Annotated in this window: 24 protein-coding genes; 9 read left to right on the forward strand and 15 right to left on the reverse strand. The window is 41.2% G+C overall.

What is annotated here, in order from left to right; all coding sequences use genetic code 11:
- Nucleotide 1: 1 nt before the first annotated feature.
- The 6 genes from F947_RS01790 to F947_RS01815 form a co-directional block, all read right to left on the reverse strand.
- Nucleotides 2-1,003: a quinone-dependent dihydroorotate dehydrogenase gene (locus tag F947_RS01790; RefSeq protein ID WP_004971477.1), complete on the reverse strand. Its 1,002-nt coding sequence runs from the start codon at nucleotides 1,001-1,003 to the stop codon at nucleotides 2-4.
- A gap of 111 nt (nucleotides 1,004-1,114) precedes the next feature.
- Nucleotides 1,115-1,594, reverse strand: a complete 480-nt coding sequence (gene gspM, locus F947_RS01795) for a type II secretion system protein GspM (protein WP_004971478.1) — start codon at nucleotides 1,592-1,594, stop codon at nucleotides 1,115-1,117.
- On the reverse strand, nucleotides 1,594-2,733 hold the full coding sequence (gspL, locus tag F947_RS01800; protein ID WP_004971480.1) for a type II secretion system protein GspL: 1,140 nt from the start codon (nucleotides 2,731-2,733) through the stop codon (nucleotides 1,594-1,596). Before gspL ends, gspM begins: the two co-directional genes overlap by 1 nt.
- 46 nt (nucleotides 2,734-2,779) lie before the next feature.
- The gene (locus F947_RS01805; RefSeq protein ID WP_004971483.1) at nucleotides 2,780-3,235 is read right to left on the reverse strand and encodes a SixA phosphatase family protein; all 456 of its coding nucleotides are present in this window, start codon (nucleotides 3,233-3,235) and stop codon (nucleotides 2,780-2,782) included.
- Between the two features lie 155 nt (nucleotides 3,236-3,390).
- A complete protein-coding gene (locus F947_RS01810) occupies nucleotides 3,391-4,464 on the reverse strand; it encodes an NAD(P)H-dependent glycerol-3-phosphate dehydrogenase (protein ID WP_004971486.1) in 1,074 nt (357 codons plus the stop codon).
- A gap of 26 nt (nucleotides 4,465-4,490) precedes the next feature.
- The gene (locus tag F947_RS01815; RefSeq protein ID WP_004971488.1) at nucleotides 4,491-5,066 is read right to left on the reverse strand and encodes a nitroreductase family protein; all 576 of its coding nucleotides are present in this window, start codon (nucleotides 5,064-5,066) and stop codon (nucleotides 4,491-4,493) included.
- 380 nt (nucleotides 5,067-5,446) lie between these two features.
- Between F947_RS01815 and F947_RS01820 the strand changes: the two genes are divergently transcribed.
- Nucleotides 5,447-5,824 carry a hypothetical protein gene (locus tag F947_RS01820; RefSeq protein WP_004971490.1) on the forward strand — a complete coding sequence of 126 codons (378 nt, stop codon included), beginning with the start codon at nucleotides 5,447-5,449 and terminating at the stop codon, nucleotides 5,822-5,824.
- A 109-nt stretch (nucleotides 5,825-5,933) separates the two neighbouring features.
- Here F947_RS01820 and rhlB read toward each other — a convergent pair whose 3' ends face one another.
- Nucleotides 5,934-7,085 carry an ATP-dependent RNA helicase RhlB gene (gene rhlB, locus F947_RS01825; protein WP_004971493.1) on the reverse strand — a complete coding sequence of 384 codons (1,152 nt, stop codon included), beginning with the start codon at nucleotides 7,083-7,085 and terminating at the stop codon, nucleotides 5,934-5,936.
- Between the two features lie 110 nt (nucleotides 7,086-7,195).
- A complete protein-coding gene (locus F947_RS01830) occupies nucleotides 7,196-7,408 on the reverse strand; it encodes a cold-shock protein (RefSeq protein ID WP_004648643.1) in 213 nt (70 codons plus the stop codon).
- A 477-nt stretch (nucleotides 7,409-7,885) separates the two neighbouring features.
- Here F947_RS01830 and F947_RS01835 point away from each other — a divergent pair, with 477 nt between their 5' ends.
- The 5 genes from F947_RS01835 (at nucleotide 7,886) to F947_RS01855 (ending at nucleotide 10,748) form a co-directional block, all read left to right on the forward strand.
- Nucleotides 7,886-8,143, forward strand: coding sequence for a sulfurtransferase TusA family protein (locus tag F947_RS01835; protein WP_004971495.1), 258 nt, complete (start codon nucleotides 7,886-7,888; stop codon nucleotides 8,141-8,143).
- Nucleotides 8,144-8,305: 162 nt separating this feature from the next.
- The gene (rpoH, locus tag F947_RS01840) at nucleotides 8,306-9,175 is read left to right on the forward strand and encodes an RNA polymerase sigma factor RpoH (protein ID WP_004971496.1); all 870 of its coding nucleotides are present in this window, start codon (nucleotides 8,306-8,308) and stop codon (nucleotides 9,173-9,175) included.
- A 171-nt stretch (nucleotides 9,176-9,346) separates the two neighbouring features.
- The gene (locus F947_RS01845) at nucleotides 9,347-9,712 is read left to right on the forward strand and encodes a DUF423 domain-containing protein (RefSeq protein WP_004971498.1); all 366 of its coding nucleotides are present in this window, start codon (nucleotides 9,347-9,349) and stop codon (nucleotides 9,710-9,712) included.
- 42 nt (nucleotides 9,713-9,754) lie between these two features.
- On the forward strand, nucleotides 9,755-9,952 hold the full coding sequence (thiS, locus tag F947_RS01850; protein WP_004971499.1) for a sulfur carrier protein ThiS: 198 nt from the start codon (nucleotides 9,755-9,757) through the stop codon (nucleotides 9,950-9,952).
- 13 nt (nucleotides 9,953-9,965) lie between these two features.
- Nucleotides 9,966-10,748, forward strand: coding sequence for a thiazole synthase (locus tag F947_RS01855; protein WP_004971502.1), 783 nt, complete (start codon nucleotides 9,966-9,968; stop codon nucleotides 10,746-10,748).
- 99 nt (nucleotides 10,749-10,847) lie between these two features.
- Here F947_RS01855 and F947_RS01860 read toward each other — a convergent pair whose 3' ends face one another.
- Entirely contained in the window at nucleotides 10,848-11,459 is a 612-nt protein-coding gene (locus F947_RS01860) for a glutathione binding-like protein (protein ID WP_004971506.1), read from the reverse strand.
- Nucleotides 11,460-11,677: 218 nt separating this feature from the next.
- Between F947_RS01860 and F947_RS01865 the strand changes: the two genes are divergently transcribed.
- Complete coding sequence (locus F947_RS01865; RefSeq protein WP_026438317.1) at nucleotides 11,678-13,129, forward strand: SulP family inorganic anion transporter; 1,452 nt, start codon at nucleotides 11,678-11,680, stop codon at nucleotides 13,127-13,129.
- A gap of 185 nt (nucleotides 13,130-13,314) precedes the next feature.
- Nucleotides 13,315-14,031 carry a tRNA (guanosine(46)-N7)-methyltransferase TrmB gene (gene trmB / locus F947_RS01870; protein WP_004971514.1) on the forward strand — a complete coding sequence of 239 codons (717 nt, stop codon included), beginning with the start codon at nucleotides 13,315-13,317 and terminating at the stop codon, nucleotides 14,029-14,031.
- A gap of 69 nt (nucleotides 14,032-14,100) precedes the next feature.
- On the opposite strand, the gene F947_RS01875 is transcribed toward trmB, so the two are convergent.
- From F947_RS01875 to F947_RS01900, 6 genes are all read right to left on the reverse strand, one after another.
- Complete coding sequence (locus F947_RS01875) at nucleotides 14,101-14,877, reverse strand: Rossmann-like and DUF2520 domain-containing protein (protein WP_004971516.1); 777 nt, start codon at nucleotides 14,875-14,877, stop codon at nucleotides 14,101-14,103.
- 104 nt (nucleotides 14,878-14,981) lie between these two features.
- Nucleotides 14,982-15,779: a thioesterase family protein gene (locus F947_RS01880; RefSeq protein ID WP_004971519.1), complete on the reverse strand. Its 798-nt coding sequence runs from the start codon at nucleotides 15,777-15,779 to the stop codon at nucleotides 14,982-14,984.
- A gap of 82 nt (nucleotides 15,780-15,861) precedes the next feature.
- Complete coding sequence (locus tag F947_RS01885; protein WP_004971520.1) at nucleotides 15,862-16,548, reverse strand: class I SAM-dependent methyltransferase; 687 nt, start codon at nucleotides 16,546-16,548, stop codon at nucleotides 15,862-15,864.
- Nucleotides 16,549-16,608: 60 nt separating this feature from the next.
- Nucleotides 16,609-17,601 (reverse strand): biotin synthase BioB, encoded by a 993-nt coding sequence (gene bioB, locus F947_RS01890; RefSeq protein WP_004971522.1) that lies wholly within the window; start codon nucleotides 17,599-17,601, stop codon nucleotides 16,609-16,611.
- 191 nt (nucleotides 17,602-17,792) lie between these two features.
- Nucleotides 17,793-19,481: an AMP-binding protein gene (locus F947_RS01895; RefSeq protein ID WP_004971523.1), complete on the reverse strand. Its 1,689-nt coding sequence runs from the start codon at nucleotides 19,479-19,481 to the stop codon at nucleotides 17,793-17,795.
- Nucleotides 19,482-19,564: 83 nt separating this feature from the next.
- Entirely contained in the window at nucleotides 19,565-20,191 is a 627-nt protein-coding gene (locus tag F947_RS01900) for a TetR/AcrR family transcriptional regulator (protein ID WP_004971526.1), read from the reverse strand.
- A 148-nt stretch (nucleotides 20,192-20,339) separates the two neighbouring features.
- On the opposite strand from F947_RS01900, the gene F947_RS01905 reads away from it, so the two are divergent.
- Nucleotides 20,340-21,512 carry an isovaleryl-CoA dehydrogenase gene (locus F947_RS01905; protein WP_004971528.1) on the forward strand — a complete coding sequence of 391 codons (1,173 nt, stop codon included), beginning with the start codon at nucleotides 20,340-20,342 and terminating at the stop codon, nucleotides 21,510-21,512.
- Nucleotides 21,513-21,517: the final 5 nt, after the last annotated feature.

Consider the following 21,517-nt stretch of genomic DNA (forward strand, 5'->3'; position numbering starts at 1 on the left):
GTTATAAGGCGTTCACACAATCTTGAACCAACTCAGGACCTGCATAGATTAAACCACTATACACCTGAACCAAGCTTGCACCTGCATTTTTTTTGGCAACCGCTTGTTCGCCCGACAAAATGCCACCGACACCAATTAAAGGAATTTCACCTTTCAGTGCTGCTGAAAATGCTGCCAAACATGCAGTACTTTTTTCAAACACAGGCGCGCCCGATAAACCACCTGCTTCATCGCCATGCGGCAAGTTTTCTACGCCTTCACGCGACAAAGTGGTATTGGTCACAATCAGGCCATCAATTTTGAATTGCAATAATTGCTTGGCAATAAACTGAATATCTTCAGGGTCTAAATCTGGAGCAACTTTTAAGACCAACGGCACATAATGTTGATGTTCTTCTGCCAACTCCAACTGACGCTGTTTGAGGGTTTGCAATAATTCAGTCAGCGCATCACCACTTTGCAAACTGCGCAAATTTTTGGTATTGGGTGATGAAATATTTACAGTAATATAAGAGGCATAGTTATAGACTTTTTCTAGACAAATCAGATAATCATCTACCGCATTTTCAACAGGCGTATCGGCATTTTTACCAATATTAATCCCTAAAATACCTTTAAATTTTGCCGCTTTGACGTTTTCAATCAGCTGATCGACCCCATCATTATTAAAACCCATACGGTTAATAATGGCTTTGGCCTGTGGAATACGGAATAAACGTGGATGCGGATTGCCCGCTTGAGGACGTGGCGTAATGGTGCCAATTTCAATAAACCCAAAGCCTAAACCAGCCAAGGCATCAATATATGCACCATTTTTGTCTAGACCTGCTGCCAAACCTACTGGATTAGGGAATTCAATTCCCATACAAGTCACAGGTTTCGCTACAGTCTTTTGACGCATCAAGCCCATTTTATGGCTCGATTTCAATAGTGATAGTGTCAGCTCATGTGCACGCTCTGGTGCTAAAGAAAATAACAACGGGCGGGCTAGAGAATACAACATATCTGCAAAAGTCTACTGCTTTCTAAGTCGCCATATTATAGGCTTAGCCCAGTCAAAACGCTATGCTTGACATGGGTTTATTTTCCGAGTTTCGGACTTTATTTTTAACCTTTACTGGACTGTCGCTGTTAATTTAATCTGCCCTGCTTCAGAAATTAATTCCATTTTTTCGATACTTAAACCCATTTGCGCCAATTGGGTTAAAAAATTTGCCAACACAGCATAATTGGCATGACTCGCCACCAGTAGCATCTTGTCACCACTTTGCTGCGAAGCAACCGATAAACCCTGTTGCTGAGCCACACGCTGAATTTTATCGGCTGCACTGAGTTGTGCATCATTGGCAGGTTTCATGGTGACTGCATGACTTTGCATCACCACCACCAAATCTTTAAGGTCATTTACCCGTTTTTGCTGTTTTTCGGCTGCGGCATGCATATACCACAACGCAGAACCCACAGCAGCAACGATCACAAAGATTGTGGTAAATACCACCAAAACACGTTCACGTGTATTTAAACGATCTAGATAATCTTGTATCAGTTCAATACGTTGATCGAACCAAGTTGACATTTTTTCAATGGCTTTCATTATTGTATTTTCACCAATCCTACTGCACCTGACGCGCTCGGCTGAATATTACCCAGCTCGACCTTAAAACCCTGCTGATTCAATTGCTGAGTGAGCGCTTGTAAGGTCGCTGCCGAGTTGGCATTCAATTCCATGTTCAACATATTGGCATCAAAACTCACACGATTGGCCACAATTTGATTTTGCATCAACACAGGGCCAACACGACTGAGCAATTGCAGCGCTTGAGTATCTGCATTTTTACTCATGCGTACCTGACTTTCAAACTGGCTTTGAATATTTTGTTCGGTAATACGACTATTTGCACCAAACCAATATTGATATTGTTTTATGGCTTGAACCGCTGTTTGATCTGCTACTTTTTTAAGTTTGCTCCAACGCAGTGCATCATAGCTAAACTGTACAATTAAAATCCCAAGAAATACTGCTGCACAGGCTTTCCAATAACCTGAAACACCCGTGTCTTGCTTGGATTTTGGCAGCATATTGAATGGATGCTGTTTGGCTTTCACTAATGCAGGTACTACATAATGAAAGCTTTCTAATTGTTCTTGTGTTGCAAATGCTTCAATACTTTGCATTTGTTCTGCACTAAAGTTGGTGATTTTATAGTTTCGTTCTGCAGTTTGATAATCTAGATAAAGCGCCAGATCATCAACTGAATAACCTAAAAATTCACTTTCACGTACCAACAAGCGTCCGCAAATATTTCCAATCACCGTTTGCCCTGGTTCAGGTTGCGGCAAAATTAAAAAATCAGGTAACAATGCACTGATTTTAACTGGCAACAAACTTAATACATGCAAATAGGTTTCAATACTATGCTTGGCAACTCCCAGCACGGTTATTTGCTCAGGTGGCTGAAAATGATGAACCACCTGCATCGCATCAATTGGCAATACGGTATATTCTTCTAATAAATACTTCACGCCATCGGTACCCAATTGTTTATATTGAGCTTTAGGCAAAGTTTGTTGCATGATTTGCACATCACGGCTTGGGAAAAACACCACAGCATCTTTTCCTTGAAAAAATTGCAATGCCTGAATCAAGGCATCAAGATTATCTGCCTGTGTCCAGTGTTCCCCATTTGACCATTGCCAAACCCCATTGGCTTCTGGCATCCATAAATACAGCATTATTATCGTTCTACCGTTGAATTGTATTTAACTTTATACATTTATTTTATGCGTTTGGAATAAAACTTTTGATTTGGGTTGAAAGTCCCGCAGCAATTACTGCCTGCTCATAAATACGTGCTTCTGCCAAATGATAGGGATGGAAAGATTCTGAAGTCAAAATTTCTGCCATGTGTGCCACCACATTCATGTGACACACCACCGCAATTGACTCATACGGCAATTGTGACAACCATTCCACCGCAACTTTTGCATCATCTTCAGGTTTAATGGTATTGCAGACCACCACAGGCACATCTTTAAAATATTGCTGCAAATGTGCCAAGGTTTCTTGTGCACGCAATAAAGGACTAACCACAAACACATCGGGCTGAATGATATTTTTTAAATAGTCTGCCGTTTCTTGTGCTTGTATATGACCACGCTCAGTCAAAGGACGCTGATGATCATTGCCCATAATCGCAGGAGCGGCTTCACCATGACGAACAAGAGTCAGTTGCATAGAATTTCCTTATAGGATGATACACATTAAGTTGTGTCAATTTAACTCAAATTATGCGCTCAGTATAACCTGAGAATATGACAATTCAGTTCACCAAACTGTCATATTCCATGCAAGTTTTTACCTACTGTGGCGCTGTTTTTATGGATGTAAAACTAAACTTGATGATGCGGCAAGACAAATTCCACATCACTACGATGTCCATTCTTCATTAAAGACAGCGCAATGTTCATGGGTGGCGCACCTTCAAAAATCACTTCATAAAGCGCACAAGTAATTGGCATATACACATCTAATTCATTCGAGCGCGCCCGCACTTGTACAATGGTATTAATCCCTTCGGCTGTTTGCCCCAATTCTTCTGTGGCTTGTTCCAAAGTTTTACCTTTACCCAGTGCATAACCCACTTGATAGTTACGACTCAATGGACTGCTACATGTTGCAAACAAGTCACCGACACCAGACAACCCTAAGAAGGTCAATGGATTTGCACCAAGCTTAACCGCAAAACGACTCATTTCTGCCAAAGCGCGGGTTAAAATCATACTCTTGGTATTTTCACCCACGTTATAAGCGGCTGCCATGCCCATCGCCACAGCATAAATATTTTTCAGCGCACCGCCTAATTCCACACCATTCACATCATCGCTGGCAAAAACACGGAATAACGCACTGTGTAAAGCTTGCTGCACCGCATAACGCACCAATTCAGAATGACTGGCAATAACCGTACCTGCAGGCTGCCCCGCCACAATTTCTTTGGCAAGGTTCGGGCCAGACAATACACCATACGGCACTTCTGGCAATTCTTCACGGATAATATCGCTCATAAAACTAAAGGTTTTGGCTTCAATACCCTTGGTTAAAGACACCACTGCTTGTGCGCTAATAAAAGGTTTAATTTGGCGCAACACATCACGGAAAGAATGACTTGGAATAGCCACTAAAATAATGTCACGGTCACGAACTGCAGTTTCCAAATCTGAAACGGCTCTTAAACCCTGCTCCAACTGAAAATCTGGCAAATAACGTCGATTAATATGCGTTTCATTAATTTCTTTGGCAGTCGCTTCATCACGAATCCAAATCATCGTGTCGCAGCCATTACGCACTGCTGTATTGGCCATTGCTGTACCAAAACTGCCACCACCTAGCACTGTAATGCGTAACGCAGTTTTTCGATCTATTGCAACAGGTTCAACCAAATCGGCAAAATTTAACTCTGACATTATTGTTATATCCTAAAAATAAAGACTTATGCGTTCCAATAACGAACATAAGCTTGCGTATTCAACTCAGCGCGTGCAGGAATGGCTTTAGCCGCTGTTCCCACATAAATAATGCCTGAAATTAAATCATCTGCATTTAAGTTTAAAGCTTGTTTCAGCAAGTTTGACTCAACGACTGCACCACTGCGCCACATACTAGCAAAACCCTGCGCCTGCAAAGACAATAAAAAGTTCTGTACCGCAGCACCTGTACTTAAAGTCTGCTCAAAACATGGCACTTTTGGATGATCCTGAAATTGTGTTAACGCCAACACTAAAAGTGGCGCACGAAATGGATGCTGTTTCACTCGCTCCAACTGAACCGCATCGGTTTCGCCCATGTCTGCCAAGGCTTGAGAAAGTAACTCACCAAATGCTGCACGTTGCTCGGCAGTAATCACCACAAAGCGCGTAGGTTTTAAACGATGATGATCTGGCGCGGTTAAAGCTGCCTGAAAAGCCATTTCTAGCTGCTCAGTATTTGGTGCAGGTTCAACTAACTGCCCCGTAGACTGACGTTGATGAATATTTTGATGAACGATTTCTACCGCTGTATCCGTCATTGACTTATATAACTATTTCAAAAAGCTCGGTTAAGATTAGCATAAACTCAAAAAATTGCGCTATTTCCGTATGCTTATTTGCAAGATTCTGATTAGGGTCTATATGTCTGCACTTTTAAGATGAACCTGCTCAGCACATCTAAACAATGATGCTTTGACGCATTCATCTATAGTTTAAGAGCATGAAAATACATTATGGATTGGGTTTGATGTGTATAAATGAATGACGAATTATCAACACAGCCTATACAGTGTCTACATCTAAAACCATCCAGATTATGTTCAACTAGATCAAATTGTTATTTTCAATCTCTACACATTTGAATTGAAATATCATCAACAAACAATACGCGCTACAGCGTTTTAGCCCCGAGGTAGATATGAAAAAAATAGTCGCCTTTTCTAGCCTTGCCGTTTTTGCACTTTTAACCGCATGTGCCACCACGCCAAATAATTCTCTTGCCATTCAAAAAGAAAACAACCTATATGAAGTCACAGGTTTAGGTAAAAGTAATATTATTGCCAAAAATAATGCAATTACAGCTGCCAATAAAACCTGTGGTACTCGTGCCGCTCCAGTCTTGGTTGATGAAAAAACATCTTATAACGGCGCACTCAAAGGTGTAGTCGATGAGCAAACGGGACAAATGATTCAGGCGGCAGCAACTGTTTTAGGTACAATTGCGGGACGTAATACTGATATTGCCCGTGATGATGATTATCAAACTGTGCTGACCTTTAGATGTCAGGCAAAGTAAATTATTACAGCACGACATAAGAAGCAAATACAAAAAAGTCGCTCCACTGAGAGCGACTTTTAAACTAAGAACAGCAGGATTTAAACTAAAAAATAGCTTAAATGAGTAATTAGCAATAACCATCTAAACGTGTTAATGGCAATTTTTGACCAATGGCTTTTTCAATTTCTGGTAAATAGAACGCATCATCTTCCGACAAGAAGCTAATACTCACACCACGTGTACCTGCACGACCTGTACGACCAATACGGTGCACATAATCATCTGACTGTTCAGGCAAAGTGAAATTCACCACATGCGAAACACCATCGACATGAATACCACGCCCTGCAACGTCTGTTGCAATCATGATGTTATGTTTGCCATTTTTAAACTGATCCAGCATTTTTAAGCGTTTGTCTTGGGCAATTTCACCTGACAACATCACCACTTTATAGCCATCACGCTTTAAATGATCATAAAGCTTACGCACCTGATCACGCCGATTGGCAAAAATCATGACTTTTTCAATCGGCTCATCACGTAAAATTTCTTCAAGCAATTTGTATTTATCGGTTTTGGCAACCATATATACCCGTTGCTCAACATCGGCATTGGTTTTCTTTTCAGGTTCAATTTCGACTGTAACAGGTTCAAATAACCACTGTTGAGCCAAGTTCAACACATCATAACTAAAAGTTGCCGAGAACATTAACGTCTGACGCTGTTCCTTACGCGGTGAATAACGCACAATACGTTTTACCGATGGAATAAAGCCCATATCCAGCAAGCGGTCTGCTTCATCAATCACTAAAAACTCAATCTGATCTAGCCAAACTTCTTTTTGTTCTACAAAATCAATCAAGCGCCCTGGTGTCGCAACAATAATATCGACAAAGTTTTTATTGAGTTGTGACTTTTGCTTATCAAAATCTACACCACCCAACAAAGTCACCACATTTAAGTCGGTAAATTTGGTTAAGTCTTTTGCATCACTTTCGATTTGCAAAGCCAATTCACGCGTAGGCGCTAAAACCAATGCACGTGGTTCACCACGATAACGCTGCCCTTGAATTGGGTTATTCAATAAATCGTTGATGACACTAATTAAAAAGGCAGCAGTTTTTCCTGTACCTGTTTGCGCACGACCAATGGCATCATGTCCAGCCAAAGTAAATTTTAAAACCTTTTGCTGAATTGGCGTCATTTCCTTGAAACCCAAAGCATCAATAGCCTGTTTCAATTGCGGATGTAAATTTAAGGTTTCAAAACCAGATGACATAAATATGTGCTCGAACTTATACAGACAAAAAACTGACCTATTATAAACAGAAATACAAATAAAAAACGCCCCAATCAGGATTGGAGCGTTTTTTTAGAATAATCGAGTGATTAGTCTAGTGGCTGTACTTCTTCAGCTTGGAAGCCTTTTTGGCCTTTTACTACGCTGAATTCAACACGTTGGCCGTCACGAAGTGAACGGTGGCCGTCACCTTGGATCGCACGGAAGTGAACGAATACATCGTCGCCGCCATTGCGTTGGATAAAGCCAAAGCCTTTAGTGTCGTTGAACCATTTAACTACGCCTTGTTCACGAGCTGTCATAAGTTAATCCTCATTGATTAAAAAGAAGGACCACCCGGTGTTGCAAACAGCAGAGCAAACAAAGTTTAAAAATATTTTTATTTCTAAGCTTGTAATCATTCTGTATAACTATTAACAAAATCCCGGTTACATCCATTTGTAATAGGGCGACAAACAACGATTGTCTATCTAAAATCCTAAATACGCATCGAGCTTAACACGGGTTTATGACAATTAATAGATTTTTTTTGATTTATCTTGTTCAGTTTGAAACGATTTGAACAAATGGAAAATTTTTATTTCTGTTAAGTGACTTAGCACAATTTTGATCTATAAATTTTATTGCAAATATCTCACAAAATAAGCCAATTCTCTTGCCCTTATGCGCAGTAAGCCGCGCAATGAATAGCCCCGATGCTTCAGATGAAATTTATTTGGGATTTGTGAACGAATTTGCTAATATGATCATTCTGTTTTTTAAGGCGAAATTTTACTTCAATGCTGTGTGATGCTGAACAACCTATCATAGTGATTGATGCTATGGGACAACCTTGTCCTATGCCTTTATTGATGTTGAAACGTGCCCTTAAACATTCAGATTCTGCACGGTTTTTATTGAAGTCATCTGATCCGCACAGCCAGCAAGATGTGGCGCGTTATTGTCAGTTACATCAATACGGCTGTGAAGCAAGCCAGATTTCGGCAACAGAGTTTCATTATGTGATTGATGTTGCCAAGCCAAAATCATCGCAATAAGTGCATCTATTTGATTGTTCATTTATTTTAATGACTTAATATTCGCCGCTTATTGCTATAAAGATTTACATATCTACACCAATTTTACTTATTTAAGTAGAATATTGGCATTAAGATAAAGACATCGGTTATTTTACCTACCCAATCCTATAAGGAGATCTCATGAGTGACAGCAGCAATCAGTTGATGCCCCTGTCATTATCTGCACCAGGGGTAAACCTCGGGGCTTATATTAGTACTGTTAACCAAATTCCTATTTTAACGGCTGAACAAGAAAAAGAGTTAGCCGAGCGTTATTATTACGATCAAGATTTAGACGCGGCCAAAATGTTGGTCATGTCGCATTTACGTTTTGTGGTGCATATTGCACGAAGTTATGCGGGCTATGGTTTACCGCAGGGCGATTTAATTCAGGAAGGCAACTTGGGCTTAATGAAAGCCGTGAAACGCTTTGACCCGAATATGGGCGTGCGTTTGGTGTCATTTGCCGTGCACTGGATTAAAGCTGAAATTCACGAATATGTGATTCGTAACTGGCGTATTGTTAAAATTGCCACCACCAAGGCGCAGCGTAAATTGTTCTTTAATTTGCGTAGCCTCAAAAAATCTAGCAAAAAACTGACGCTTGAAGAAGCACAATCTATTGCCAATGACTTAAATGTAACTGCAGAACAAGTCTTGGAAATGGAAGGTCGTTTAACCGCTTATGACGCAGCTTTTGAAGCACAGGGCGATGATGACGATGAAGGTTCAACTTATGTTGCACCTGCATTGTATTTGGAAGATAACCGTTACGACCCTGCACGTTTAGTCGAAAACGAAGACTACGAAGAACAAAGCACTTCTGCCCTACATGAAGCCATGGAGCAGTTGGATGATCGTTCACGTAACATTTTGCAGCGTCGCTGGTTAGATGATGATAAATCGACCCTGCATGAATTGGCAGCAGAATATAATGTTTCAGCAGAACGTATTCGTCAGCTCGAAAAAAATGCCATGGAAAAAATTAAAGTGGCAATGTCATCAAACTAAACTGACACTCTCAAGATGAATACAAACACATCGAAAAATAAAATTGGGCAAACTGCCCTTTTTTATTGTCTTGGATTTGTACAACCCACATACGGGCAGGCAATTCTCAGATTTTCCCAAGCTTAAAAATGTGCTAAGGTTAAGCGCAAAATTAAATAGGTCAATTTGCGTATGTGGATTGCAATTTCTGCCCTGAATTTAGCTATAGCAGTCATGCTCGGTGCATTTGGTGCACATGGCTTAAAGGCCCGTGCAACTGAAGCGCAATTGCTTTGGTGGCAAACTGCAACAGATTATTTTTTCTATCATGCCCTTGGACTTTTGGCATTAGGCATCTTAGCTAAAGTGATTCCACAACTTCCCATTAAAGCCAGTTTTATTCTAATCCAACTGGGTATTTTATTTTTCTGCGGTTCACTTTATATCATGGCATTGGACATTGTACGCGGCTTGGGCATGATTACCCCAATTGGTGGTGTGCTCATGATTGCGGGCTGGCTGACCTTAGCATGGCAAGCCATGAAATATGCCAAATAAAGCTCAATTATATTTTGTAATTTTGAAGATGGATTCTCGGTCATGCAAATTTATCTGAATGGCGAAGCACAACAGACCACTCACACGACCCTGTTACAACTGATTCAGGCATTAGATTTAGAAGGCAAACGTTTTGCTGTGGAGCAAAACGAAAAAATTATTGCCAAAAGCAAACTTGCCGAAACCCCTATTTGCGATCAAGACCGCATTGAAATTATTCATGCCGTTGGTGGCGGCTAAACTCGGAGCACCCATGCAAGATACCTTTAAAATCGGTTCACGTACCTTTAATTCACGTTTATTGGTGGGTACGGGCAAATATAAAGATTTAACCGAAACAGATTTGGCGATTCAAGCCAGTGGCGCAGAAATTGTCACGGTTGCCATTCGTCGTGTAAACATTGGGCAACATCCAGATCAGCCAAACTTACTTTCCGTAATTCCACCAGAAAAATACACCATTTTGCCAAATACCGCAGGCTGTTTTGATGCCAACAGTGCCGTGCGCACCTGCATGCTGGCGCGTGAATTGCTAGATGGTCACAACCTTGTCAAACTGGAAGTTTTGGGCGATGAAAAAACCCTTTACCCAAATATCACCGAAACTTTAAAAGCTGCACGCACGCTAATTGACGATGGTTTTGAGATCATGGTCTACACTTCCGATGACCCGATTGTGGCGCAAGAATTGGAAAGTATGGGCTGCGTGGCAATTATGCCATTAGGTAGTTTAATTGGTTCAGGCTTAGGTATTCTTAACCCGCATACCATTTCGATTATTAAAGAAAATGCCAAAGTACCTGTATTGGTAGATGCAGGTGTGGGTACTGCCAGTGATGCTGCGATTGCAATGGAATTAGGTTGCGATGGTGTGCTGATGAATACTGCAATTGCAGCAGCACAAAACCCAGTGCTAATGGCATCTGCGATGCGTAAAGCAGTAGAAGCAGGACGTGAAGCTTATTTGGCAGGACGTATGCCACGTAAGCGTATGGCGAATGCCAGCTCACCTGAAACGGGTTATTTCTTTAAATAATCATTAGGGTCTTTTCCAAGTCCGACAACTCAAATAAAAAGACGTTAAGTGTTAACTCAACGTCTTTTTTATTATCTGATTCTGGCAAGTAAAAGCCGATTAAGGAATCAAGCCTTCATCACGCATAGCAATTTGTACCGACTGACGCGCAGCAACTTTATTACGGATTTCAACCACATGGCTATACGGAGTTAAATCATGCTCAATATAGTTTGACCAATTAGTGATAACAAACAAATACGCATCGGCTGGACCAAAGTTATCATCCACCAAATATTCATGGTCTGATGATGCAATCGCTTGATCAATATAAGTCAACAAGCGATCAATTTCTGCATAGACTTTTTCTTTGGCTTCTGCATCTAAAGGCGCGCCAAAAAATACTGCGTAAGCGTCATGTAATTCAGAGTTTAAATAACCCAACCATTCCAAAACTTTAGCACGACCTAAACCAGATGGCGGAATTAAATCCTGTTTAGGGTCTTGCTGCGCTAAAAATGGCAATAGCGCTACGTTTTCCGTCAAAATTAAACCTGGGTTAATTTCTAAAGCAGGTACATAACCTTTAGGGTTAATTTCATAATAATCGGCACCCTTTTCTGTTTTATGGGTTTTTAAATCTACACGCTCAATATCAAAATCGACATTCACTTCATTTAAAATAATATGTGCTGCCAAAGAGCATGCGCCAGGTGAATAATAAAGCTTCATATTTGATCCTTGTTATATAACTATCTCTGTTGTAAATCGCTTGTCACAAACTTGCAAGTGATTGAACCTATAAATTGCAAAAAAGCGAAAATGTCTTAAAAAGCCCTTACGCTTTGACTATCCTGCAAAAGACAGGCTTTTTCAAGTCTGTTTTGCCTGCTTTTTTATCTCTAGATGTTTTAACATACAGCCCTTTAAAGTTTCATGAAATTGAGATTGTGATTAGCCTGAAAAAAGAAGAATGGTTTTCCAATATCCGCACCGATGTTTTGGCAGGTTTAGTGGTAGGTTTGGCATTAATTCCTGAATCAATTGCCTTTTCGGCTATAGCAGGCGTCGATCCGCAAGTCGGCTTATATGCATCGTTCTGTATTGCGGTCACGATTGCTTTTTTTGGTGGGCGTACTGCCATGATTTCTGCCGCGACAGGCGCTATGGCATTACTGATGATTACCCTCGTCAAAGAACATGGTTTGCAATATTTATTGGCTGCAACAGTACTCACAGGGCTGATTCAGGTTATAGCAGGCTATTTTAAAGTTGCCAAACTGATGCGTTTTGTTTCGCAATCGGTAGTTTATGGCTTTGTAAATGCCTTGGCGATTTTAATTTTTGTGGCGCAACTGCCTGAATTATCGAAAATGGATGGCTTAGGCTATTTATTTGTAGGATTAGGTTTAGCGGTAGTCTATCTGTTTCCATACATTCCTAAAATTGGTAAAAGCATTCCCTCGCCTTTGGTCTGCATTATTGTGCTGAGTGTGGTTGCTTTATTACTTGGTGCAGATATGCGTACCGTAAGCGATTTGGGACAATTTCCCGACACGCTGCCTATTTTTCTAGTGCCTGACATTCCACTGAATTTTGAAACTTTATTTATTATTTTTCCTTATGCCATGACCTTAGCCACAGTCGGTTTGCTCGAAACCATGATGACCACTACGATTGTCAATGAAGCCACAGGCACAGAAGCAGATCGGCATCAGGAATGTCGTGGTCAGGGTTATGCCAATATTGTGAGTGGCTTTATGGGCGGTATGGCAGGCTGTGCCATGATTGGGCAATCTATTATCAACGTCAGTTCTGGGGCGCGTACACGGCTATCTACACTTACAGCAGGCGTATTTTTGCTGTGCTTGGTGGTTTTTCTCAAAGATTGGTTGGCATATATTCCTATAGCAGCCTTGGTTGCGATTATGATTATGGTGTCATTCACGACTTTTAACTGGGATTCCATCCGTAATTTTAAAAAGCATCCGAAACAAAGCAATATTGTCATGTTAACCGTGGTCATTGTGGTGTTAGCTACCCATAACCTTGCTTTGGGTGTTTTTGTTGGCGTACTGCTTTCTGCTTTATTTTTGGTGAATAAACTGGAAAGTGAAGTTAAAGTCAGCTCATTTTTATTAGGCGAACATACCCGCCAATATGTGATTTCAGGGCAAATTTTCTTTAGCAGTTCAGAAAAGTTTTATCAGTTTTTTGATTTTTCAGAAGATATTAGCAATGTCACCATCGACTTAACGCATGCACATATTTGGGATATTACCTCTGTAAATATGCTGAATAGCGTGGTGAACAAATTTAAAGCCCAACAAATTAAAGTGCATATTATTGGATTGAATGAGGCCAGTCATACCTTAATTGATCAATACAGTACCCATTCGTAATTATTGTATTAAAATACCGTTGATGATGTTAAATGCTGAATCTTAATGATTCGGCATTTTTTATGCTCAAAAGATGCAGATGTATCGCAATCTTGCACGGCGCTGCGAAAAACAGCGAAAAAATTTGACTTCAATGGCTCAGGACTTAAAATACCGCATTCGAATTTATTAGATTTGCCAAAATTATGTCGAACGATCAATTAGACCAGCACGTTGTCGAGCTGGACAACCTCAACGAGCATCGTGAAATTGTAACGTTCATGCGCCGTTCTTCACCATTGAATACGTCACAACGTAGCGCCTTGGAACAATACGGCGACTTAATTTTGGAATATCCTGTTGGCGATTTACGTCAACATTTTGAACACCCTGAACGCCCGCTTACAGTAGAAATTGGTTTTGGGATGGGGCGTTCTTTGGTACTTATGGCGCAGGCCAATCCTGAACGTAACTTTGTCGGGATTGAAGTCCATATTCCAGGGATTGCACAGTGCGTTTATGAAGCAGGTACAGCAGGTTTAAGCAACTTACGTGTCTTAGATGCCGATGCAATTCAAGTACTGCGTGAAATGCCAGACAATAGCATTGATACGGTGCAGTTATATTTCCCAGACCCATGGCAGAAAAAACGTCACTTCAAACGCCGTTTTGTTGCTCATGAACGCATGGAATTGGTAGAGCAAAAATTAGTGTTAGGTGGTACGTTCCATGCAGCAACCGACTGGGAACCGTATGCAGAATGGATGCTGGATGTATTGGACAACCGTCCACGTTTAGAAAACTTGGCGGGTAAAGGCAATAGCTACCCTCGCCCTGAATGGCGTCCACAAACCAAGTTTGAACGCCGCGGAATTGAAGCAGGTCATAAGATTAATGATTTTATCTTCAAGAAAATTAACTAATTTCTGCTAGAAAAAATGCTTCCACAAGGAAGCATTTTTTATTTGAACTCGTGTTATCGTATCAAATGACTAAGATTGATGCCGCGTTAAAATCTGTTGGCTCATTAGCGCATAAACTTCGGCAAGTGCATGTTGCTGCCCTGCTACCAATAAGTTCTGATGCATTTTTAAAATATTGTGATCACCCCGCATAGCAGGCCCTGTTTGCATTTGACGCGGATCATTCTGGGTCGCTTTATGCGCAGTTTCCAAAATAAGAGGATACAGCAGACTGAAATCTACTTTCTGAGCATCGACCACTTGCTTGGCCATGTCATAACAATAATTACTAAAATTACAGGCAAATACCGCAGCCAAATGCAAACTCAAACGCTGTGCTGAAGTATAGGCATAAACCCTTTTGCTTAGGCTATTTGCCAAAGTCATTAAAAGCTGCTGATCTTCAGCAAATGCAGCTTCTATAAATAAAGGCGTTTCTGACCAATCAATTTCACGCTCTAAACTAAAGGTTTGCAAGGGATAAAATACCCCTGAACGTACATGATGCTGTTGCAATACATCTAATTTAGTACTGCCTGAGGTATGCACAATCAACACATGATTTAAATCACGATGAACTTCCTGAATCACCTGTGCAATGCCCTGATCACTCACTGCAATAATCACTAAATCTAGATCTGAATGAAGTTTTTCTACTTCAGCAATCGCTTCTGCGCCAACCTGCGCAGCCAAATGCTGCGCCTTGTCCAGACTACGGCTATAAATTTGCACAATTTGATGCTGTGCGTTTAAAACATGAGCCAAATGATGTGCAACGCGCCCTGCACCAATCAAACTAATTCGCATAATATTTTCAGATAAAATAAGATGAAATAATCTGCACACAGCATGCCAATAAAAAAAGGACGAAGCAATTCGTCCTGATGTTTTTTGTTTGATATCGAATAGATTTAGAATTGACGCAAAGTTAAAATCTGCTCACTACGTCCAAATGGCCCTTGAGTATCATGCAAAACTGCACTCGTTAAGCCAATACCATCTTCACCATATTGTTGTGTTACTTCCAAGCCTAGCCATTCGCCTTGCGGTAAACGGTGTAAATGCATTTGCAAATCTAAATTTGGAAAACCCCAACCCGCATTCGGGTCTAAACGTGGCACTACGCCATTGGCGGTATCCACCATCCCCAATAAACGCACAAAACTAGATGTGTTTTGATTTTCAACCATATCCAATTGGTTTCTTAACCAAACGATGCCCTTACCTGCACGACGATCTAAATGCGCACGGGTTTCAATGCTTTGAATATAGCCGCCCGGCCAACAACGCATGCCATCCCAATCGGGCAAATATTCAGGGTTTTCTATCGGTAAATCTTCCAATCCTGCAATTGCGCGTGTATCTGAGGTTTTCATTTTCCATGCACGCGCCACAATACAGGTTTTTCCTTCAGCACACATTTCCGCTTCAATCAGCTCAATGGTTTTACCCGGTCGAATCATACGGGTGGTGATACTAAATTCACCAAAGGCAATTAAGCCAAAAATATCTAAACCGACCCGACCAATTCGCATATCATCACGCGGCATAAATTGCTCAAGTTCTGCACACAAAATACCCGTTGCAGGTGCCATGTGTTGTTCATGCGGATTCCACGCGCCTTGTGCATGAATGTTGCAACGATAGTGCGCAGTACAGCCACCATCGGCATGTTGTTCACGTTTGAGTAAAGTGTAATATGCTGACATTTTTTCTCTTTCCCTGATCTAACTTTTCTTGTGCGGATACTTTTACTACAAAGATTACTGACTAAATAATGTTATTTATCAACTATTTCTCTGCAAAAAAACCATAATAATTCATAAGTTGACAATATGTTTTACACTGACGAAAACCCACTTGAGTAAGCAATGCTGCCTGCGCATCTGCCATAATTAAATGAAAATCATCGGCCAGTCGTGCAAGCATTTTTTCCGCTTGAGTCGTAGTTAAACCACAATCCAAAGCCAAATTCTGCATCCAGCGCAGTTCTATATTTTCAGTCTGCTGCATCAGATCATAGCTTAATAAAATCGCTGTAGGTTTTAATGTTTGGTAAATATCTTGAAAAAATAATGTTTTTTCTGCGACTGGCACAAAATGCGCCACCAAAATCGCCAATGCCGCATCAAACTGCAAATTTTCAACCTGCGCTTGTTGGGCAAATTGGTGGGTATCTGCCTGTATAAAACGTACTCGCTCATGCCCTGCCACAGACTGAATGTTTTTTTCTGCCTGCTGTAACATGCTTAAAGATGGGTCGATGGCCGTAAATTGCCACTGTGGATGTTGCTGCAGTAAATACTGCAACTCATAGCCTGTGCCACACCCCACCACTAAAACTTGTGCTGTTTCGGGCAAATGACTACTTAAAATTGCATTGATGTGTTGATGTACCAATTCATATCCGGGAATGAGTTTCCGAATATGACTGTCATAGCCTGCAACCACAGTTGCACTGTGAAAATCTTTTGCCATATCACATGATTCTTCTTTAATTTACTGACATTAAATATCTGAGTCTTTTTCAAGATCTGCTTAAGCCACAGCCATTGCATCTACCGACAATTCCGAAACGGTTGGCTTGGCACGTTCAGGCACTAAGCCTAATTTTTGGAACAATTGTTTGTCTTTGCCTTCGCCTGCGTTTGGTGTGGTCAAAAGCTTTTCACCTGAGAATAACGAGTTCGCACCTGCCATAAATGCCAACGCCTGATCTGAATCAGATAATGATTCACGCCCTGCAGATAAACGAATATAGCTGTTTGGCATGATAATACGTGCAACTGCAATGGTACGAATCCACTCAATCACATCCAGTTTTTCTACTTCAGCCAATGGTGTACCTTCAATCGGAACTAACATATTGATCGGCACAGATTCAGGATGTAACGGTAAAGTCGCTAATTCATGTAATAAACCAATACGGTCTTGGGTATCTTCACCTAAACCGACAATACCGCCACTACATACTTTCATACCTGTTTGACGCACAATATCCAAAGTGTTTAAGCGATCATCAAAACAGCGGGTACTAATCACATTAGGATAATACTCACGCGAGGTGTCTAGGTTGTGGTTGTAATAATCTAAGCCTGCATCTTTTAAGCGTTCTGCCTGCGATTGGTTTAACATCCCTAAAGTCATGCAAGTTTCTAAGCCCAGAGCTTTGACTTCACGCACCATTTCCAGAACATAGGGCATATCGCGTTCATGCGGATTACGCCAAGCAGCGCCCATACAAAAACGTGAAGAACCTGATGCTAAAGCTTCTTTGGCTTCCTGAATGACTTTATCAACTGCAATACGTTTTTCAGCTTCAAGCTGTGAATCATAATGCGCAGATTGCGAGCAATATTTGCAGTCCTCAGGGCATTTGCCTGTTTTAATAGACAATAAGGTACTGACTTGTACGGTATTGGCAGCAAAATGTTGGCGATGCACACGCTGTGCTTCAAAGACTAAATCCAGAAAAGGTTGTTCATATAACTGCTGAATTTCTTCTCGAGTCCAATCATTGCGTACGGTCATTATTTTCATCCTTGATTATCACGCATCATGCTTAAACTTGTGCCATCTTTTATTAAGCCGAGCATGCGATATATTTTTAGTGTGATTATTCCTGTATAGAGTATCCCTTTATCTCTGCGTGAGAAATAAAGGGTGTGTGCTGACAAAATTAAAAGGTCGATCTTGCAGCAGTAAATAGCTGAAATAATGCCTTAAGCAATTTCCTTTAAATTTAATTCTTCACGCATAAATTCACGTAATTTAAATTTCTGTGCCTTGCCTGAAGCGGTCATTGGAAATTCACTAAAGAAGCGCACATAACGTGGGACTTTATTGTGTGAAATGTGTTCTGCACAGTATTGGCGAATTGCCTCTTCGGTACATTCATGGTGTTCATGCAAAATAATACAGGCACATAGTTCTTCACCATAACGATGATCTGGCACGCCAATTACTTGCACATCGCAGACCGCATCGTGAGTATATAAGAAATCTTCAATTTCTTTCGGGAACAGGTTTTCACCGCCACGAATCACCACATCTTTAATGCGACCTTTGATTTTTACAAAGCCTTCATCATCCATTTCTGCAATGTCGCCTGTGTGCATCCAATGTGCAACATCAATGACTTCTTGGGTTTTGTCATGTTCATCCCAGTAACCCAGCATGACTGAATAACCACGCACACACAATTCTCCTAACTGTCCGCGCGGCACGACTTTGCCTTCTTCATCGACAATTTTTACTTCCAGATGTGGATGTACACGCCCCACCGTACTGACACGACGCTCCACAGAATCTTCAGTCGAACTTTGTGCGCTCACAGGTGCTGTTTCGGTCATGCCATAACAAATGGTGATTTGCGCCATGTGCATACGGTCGATGACGCGTTGCATAATTTCCTGCGGACACGGACTGCCTGCCATAATGCCTGTGCGCAAGCTAGATAAATTAAATTCATCAAACTGTTCATGCTCTAAAATGGCAATAAACATGGTCGGTACGCCGTAAGCAGCTGTACATTTTTCTTGCTGAATGGCTTTTAAGGTATCGAGCGGGTTAAACACTGCCGATGGATAGACCATGGTTGAACCATGTGTGATACACGCTAAATTGCCCATCACCATACCAAAGCAGTGAAACAGCGGTACGGAAATACAAACACGGTCTTGTGGACTTAAATGAATTGCTTCTCCTACAAAGTAACCATTATTTAAAATGTTGTTGTGGGTCAGCATAGTGCCTTTCGGATTGCCCGTCGTGCCTGAGGTAAATTGAATGTTAATGGTTTCATCGAACTGCAACTCACTGGCAATGTGTTGCAGTTTTTTCAGCATGTGTGTGGTTGGAGCTGTCAATAAATCCTGAAAACGATGCATTCCTGTATGTGCTTGATCATCAATTTTAATCACATGCTTTAAATGCGGTAAACGCTTGGCGTTGAGGACTTTATTGTCTGCCTGACACAGCTCTGGGGCAATTTTCGTTAAGATGTCCTGATAGTTGGTACTTTTAAACTGCGATGCAATTACCAAACCTTTACAGGAAACTTTGTTGAGCACAAATTCCAGTTCATTGCTTTTATAGGCTGGGTTTAAATTCACCAAAATCACCCCTGCCTTAAAGGCTGCGAATTGAGTGATCGTCCATTCCACACAATTCGGAGACCAAATGGCAAGGCGGTCACCTTTTTTAAAACCGAGTTTTAACAAACTACAGGCAAAGGCATTGACCTGTTGCTGTAGTTGCTTATAGGTCAGACGCACATTTTGATGCACGCTTACCAAAGCATCCTGATCTGCATATTGCTGGCAAGCCTGATCAAACTTTTCACCAATGGTCATGCCTAACAAAGGCTGATTACTGGTGCCATAGGCATAACTTAACCGTACTTGTGTCATTGAATCGATCTCCTTGATTCTTTGTAATTCTGTTTTCCATTATGACGACGATTACTTTTTGCCTGTTTTGTGCGTTGTTTTTACTACCCTCCCTGCTGTTTTCGCACTGCATTTACACAAAAGTCGGCAATTTGTTTGACAAAGTAATCTTTATAATTTTGATCAAACATCACATTGCGAGACGGGTTTAAAGGTTCAATCACTACAAAGGTCATGGAGCCAACCACACCTAAAGCAGCAGTGTTCAAATCTTCAAAATCAAACTCACCATTGACTTTTCCTTCAGCCAAAATTTCCTTGATGCTCTGTTTGATCAGTTGTTTACTGCGAAAACGCTCATGTTCCATTTCTGGGTCTACAGGCTCGAACATTAACGAATACGCCAATTGAGGGCTGTTCATCGCACGCTTCACAAAAGTGGTGACAGATTTTTGCAATTTTTGTTTTGCACTTAAATCTGACTTCGCAATGTGGTCCAAAATTTCGACCTCACGACGAATCGCATCCGATAAAACTTCAATCAAAATCTGACTTTTATTTTCAAAGTAGCGATACACCAAACCTGTAGATACGCCTGCGCGTTCTGCAATGGCTTGGATAGACGCTTCTTTAAAGCCCCCATGAGCAATAAGTTCACGAGCAGAATCTAAAATCGCCATGCGATTTTGTTCCATACGTTCCTGCATCAATGATGATCTTTTATAACTCATATCTTATTCTCAACCAGATAAAATGAATTGTAAATCATTTTGTGAATTTTAGTTCACTTTTTTAAATTTTCGATGTATGTTAGAACCTAAGCACAACAACAATGCTTGTTTTAGGAACAACAAATATAACCACAGGATGGATGAACACATGATTTTACAAAGCTTAGACTTCGGCTTAGATGAAACCTTAATCGCCCTGCGCGATTCAATCGCTGCTTTTTGTGCAAAGGAAATTGCACCCATTGCTCAACAGGTTGATCGTGATAACGAATTCCCTGCCCAGCTTTGGAAAAAATTTGGCGATATGGGCTTACTTGGCTTAACCGTGAGTGAAGAATACGGCGGCACTAACTTAGGCTATTTAGCTCACATCATTGCCATGCAAGAAATTTCTCGTGCATCAGCATCCATTGGTTTGTCTTACGGTGCTCATTCTAACCTATGTGTGAACCAAATTAAGCGAAATGGGACAGAAGAACAGAAGCAACGCTATTTACCAAAACTGATTTCAGGCGATTACGTCGGCGCTTTGGCAATGTCTGAACCAAATGCAGGCTCAGACGTGGTTAGCATGAAACTGAAAGCTGAAGATAAAGGCGATCATTACTTGCTCAACGGCTCAAAAATGTGGATTACCAATGGCGGTGATGCCGATGTTTTGGTGGTGTATGCCAAAACTGACTTACAGGCAGGCGCCAAAGGTATGACTGCTTTCTTAATTGAAAAAACCATGTCAGGTTTTAGCCACGGCAGCCATTTAGACAAACTCGGGATGCGCGGCTCAAATACCTATCCATTGTTCTTTGACAATGTTGAAGTACCAAAAGAAAACGTCTTGGGCGGTGTGGGCAATGGTACAAAAGTACTAATGAGTGGACTGGACTATGAACGTGCAGTTTTAAGTGCAGGGCCGCTAGGCATTATGGATGCCTGCATGGATACCGTGATTCCTTATATTCATGAGCGTAAACAGTTTGGTCAGGCATTGGGTGAATTCCAGCTTATGCAAGGCAAAATTGCCGATATGTATTCGACTTGGTTGGCATGTAAAGCACTGGTCTATGCCGTTGGCGCAGAATGTGACAAAGCTGAACACAGCCGCAGTTTACGTAAAGATGCAGCCAGTGCGATTTTATATGCAGCAGAAAAAGCCACTTGGATGGCAGGCGAAACCATTCAAACTTTGGGTGGCAATGGCTATATCAACGAATTCTCTGCAGGACGTTTATGGCGTGATGCCAAACTCTATGAAATTGGCGCAGGTACTTCAGAAATTCGCCGCATGCTGATTGGCCGTGAACTGTTTAACGAAACTGCCTAAAGAAT

This window comes from Acinetobacter towneri DSM 14962 = CIP 107472 (assembly GCF_000368785.1).
Classification (GTDB): domain Bacteria; phylum Pseudomonadota; class Gammaproteobacteria; order Pseudomonadales; family Moraxellaceae; genus Acinetobacter; species Acinetobacter towneri.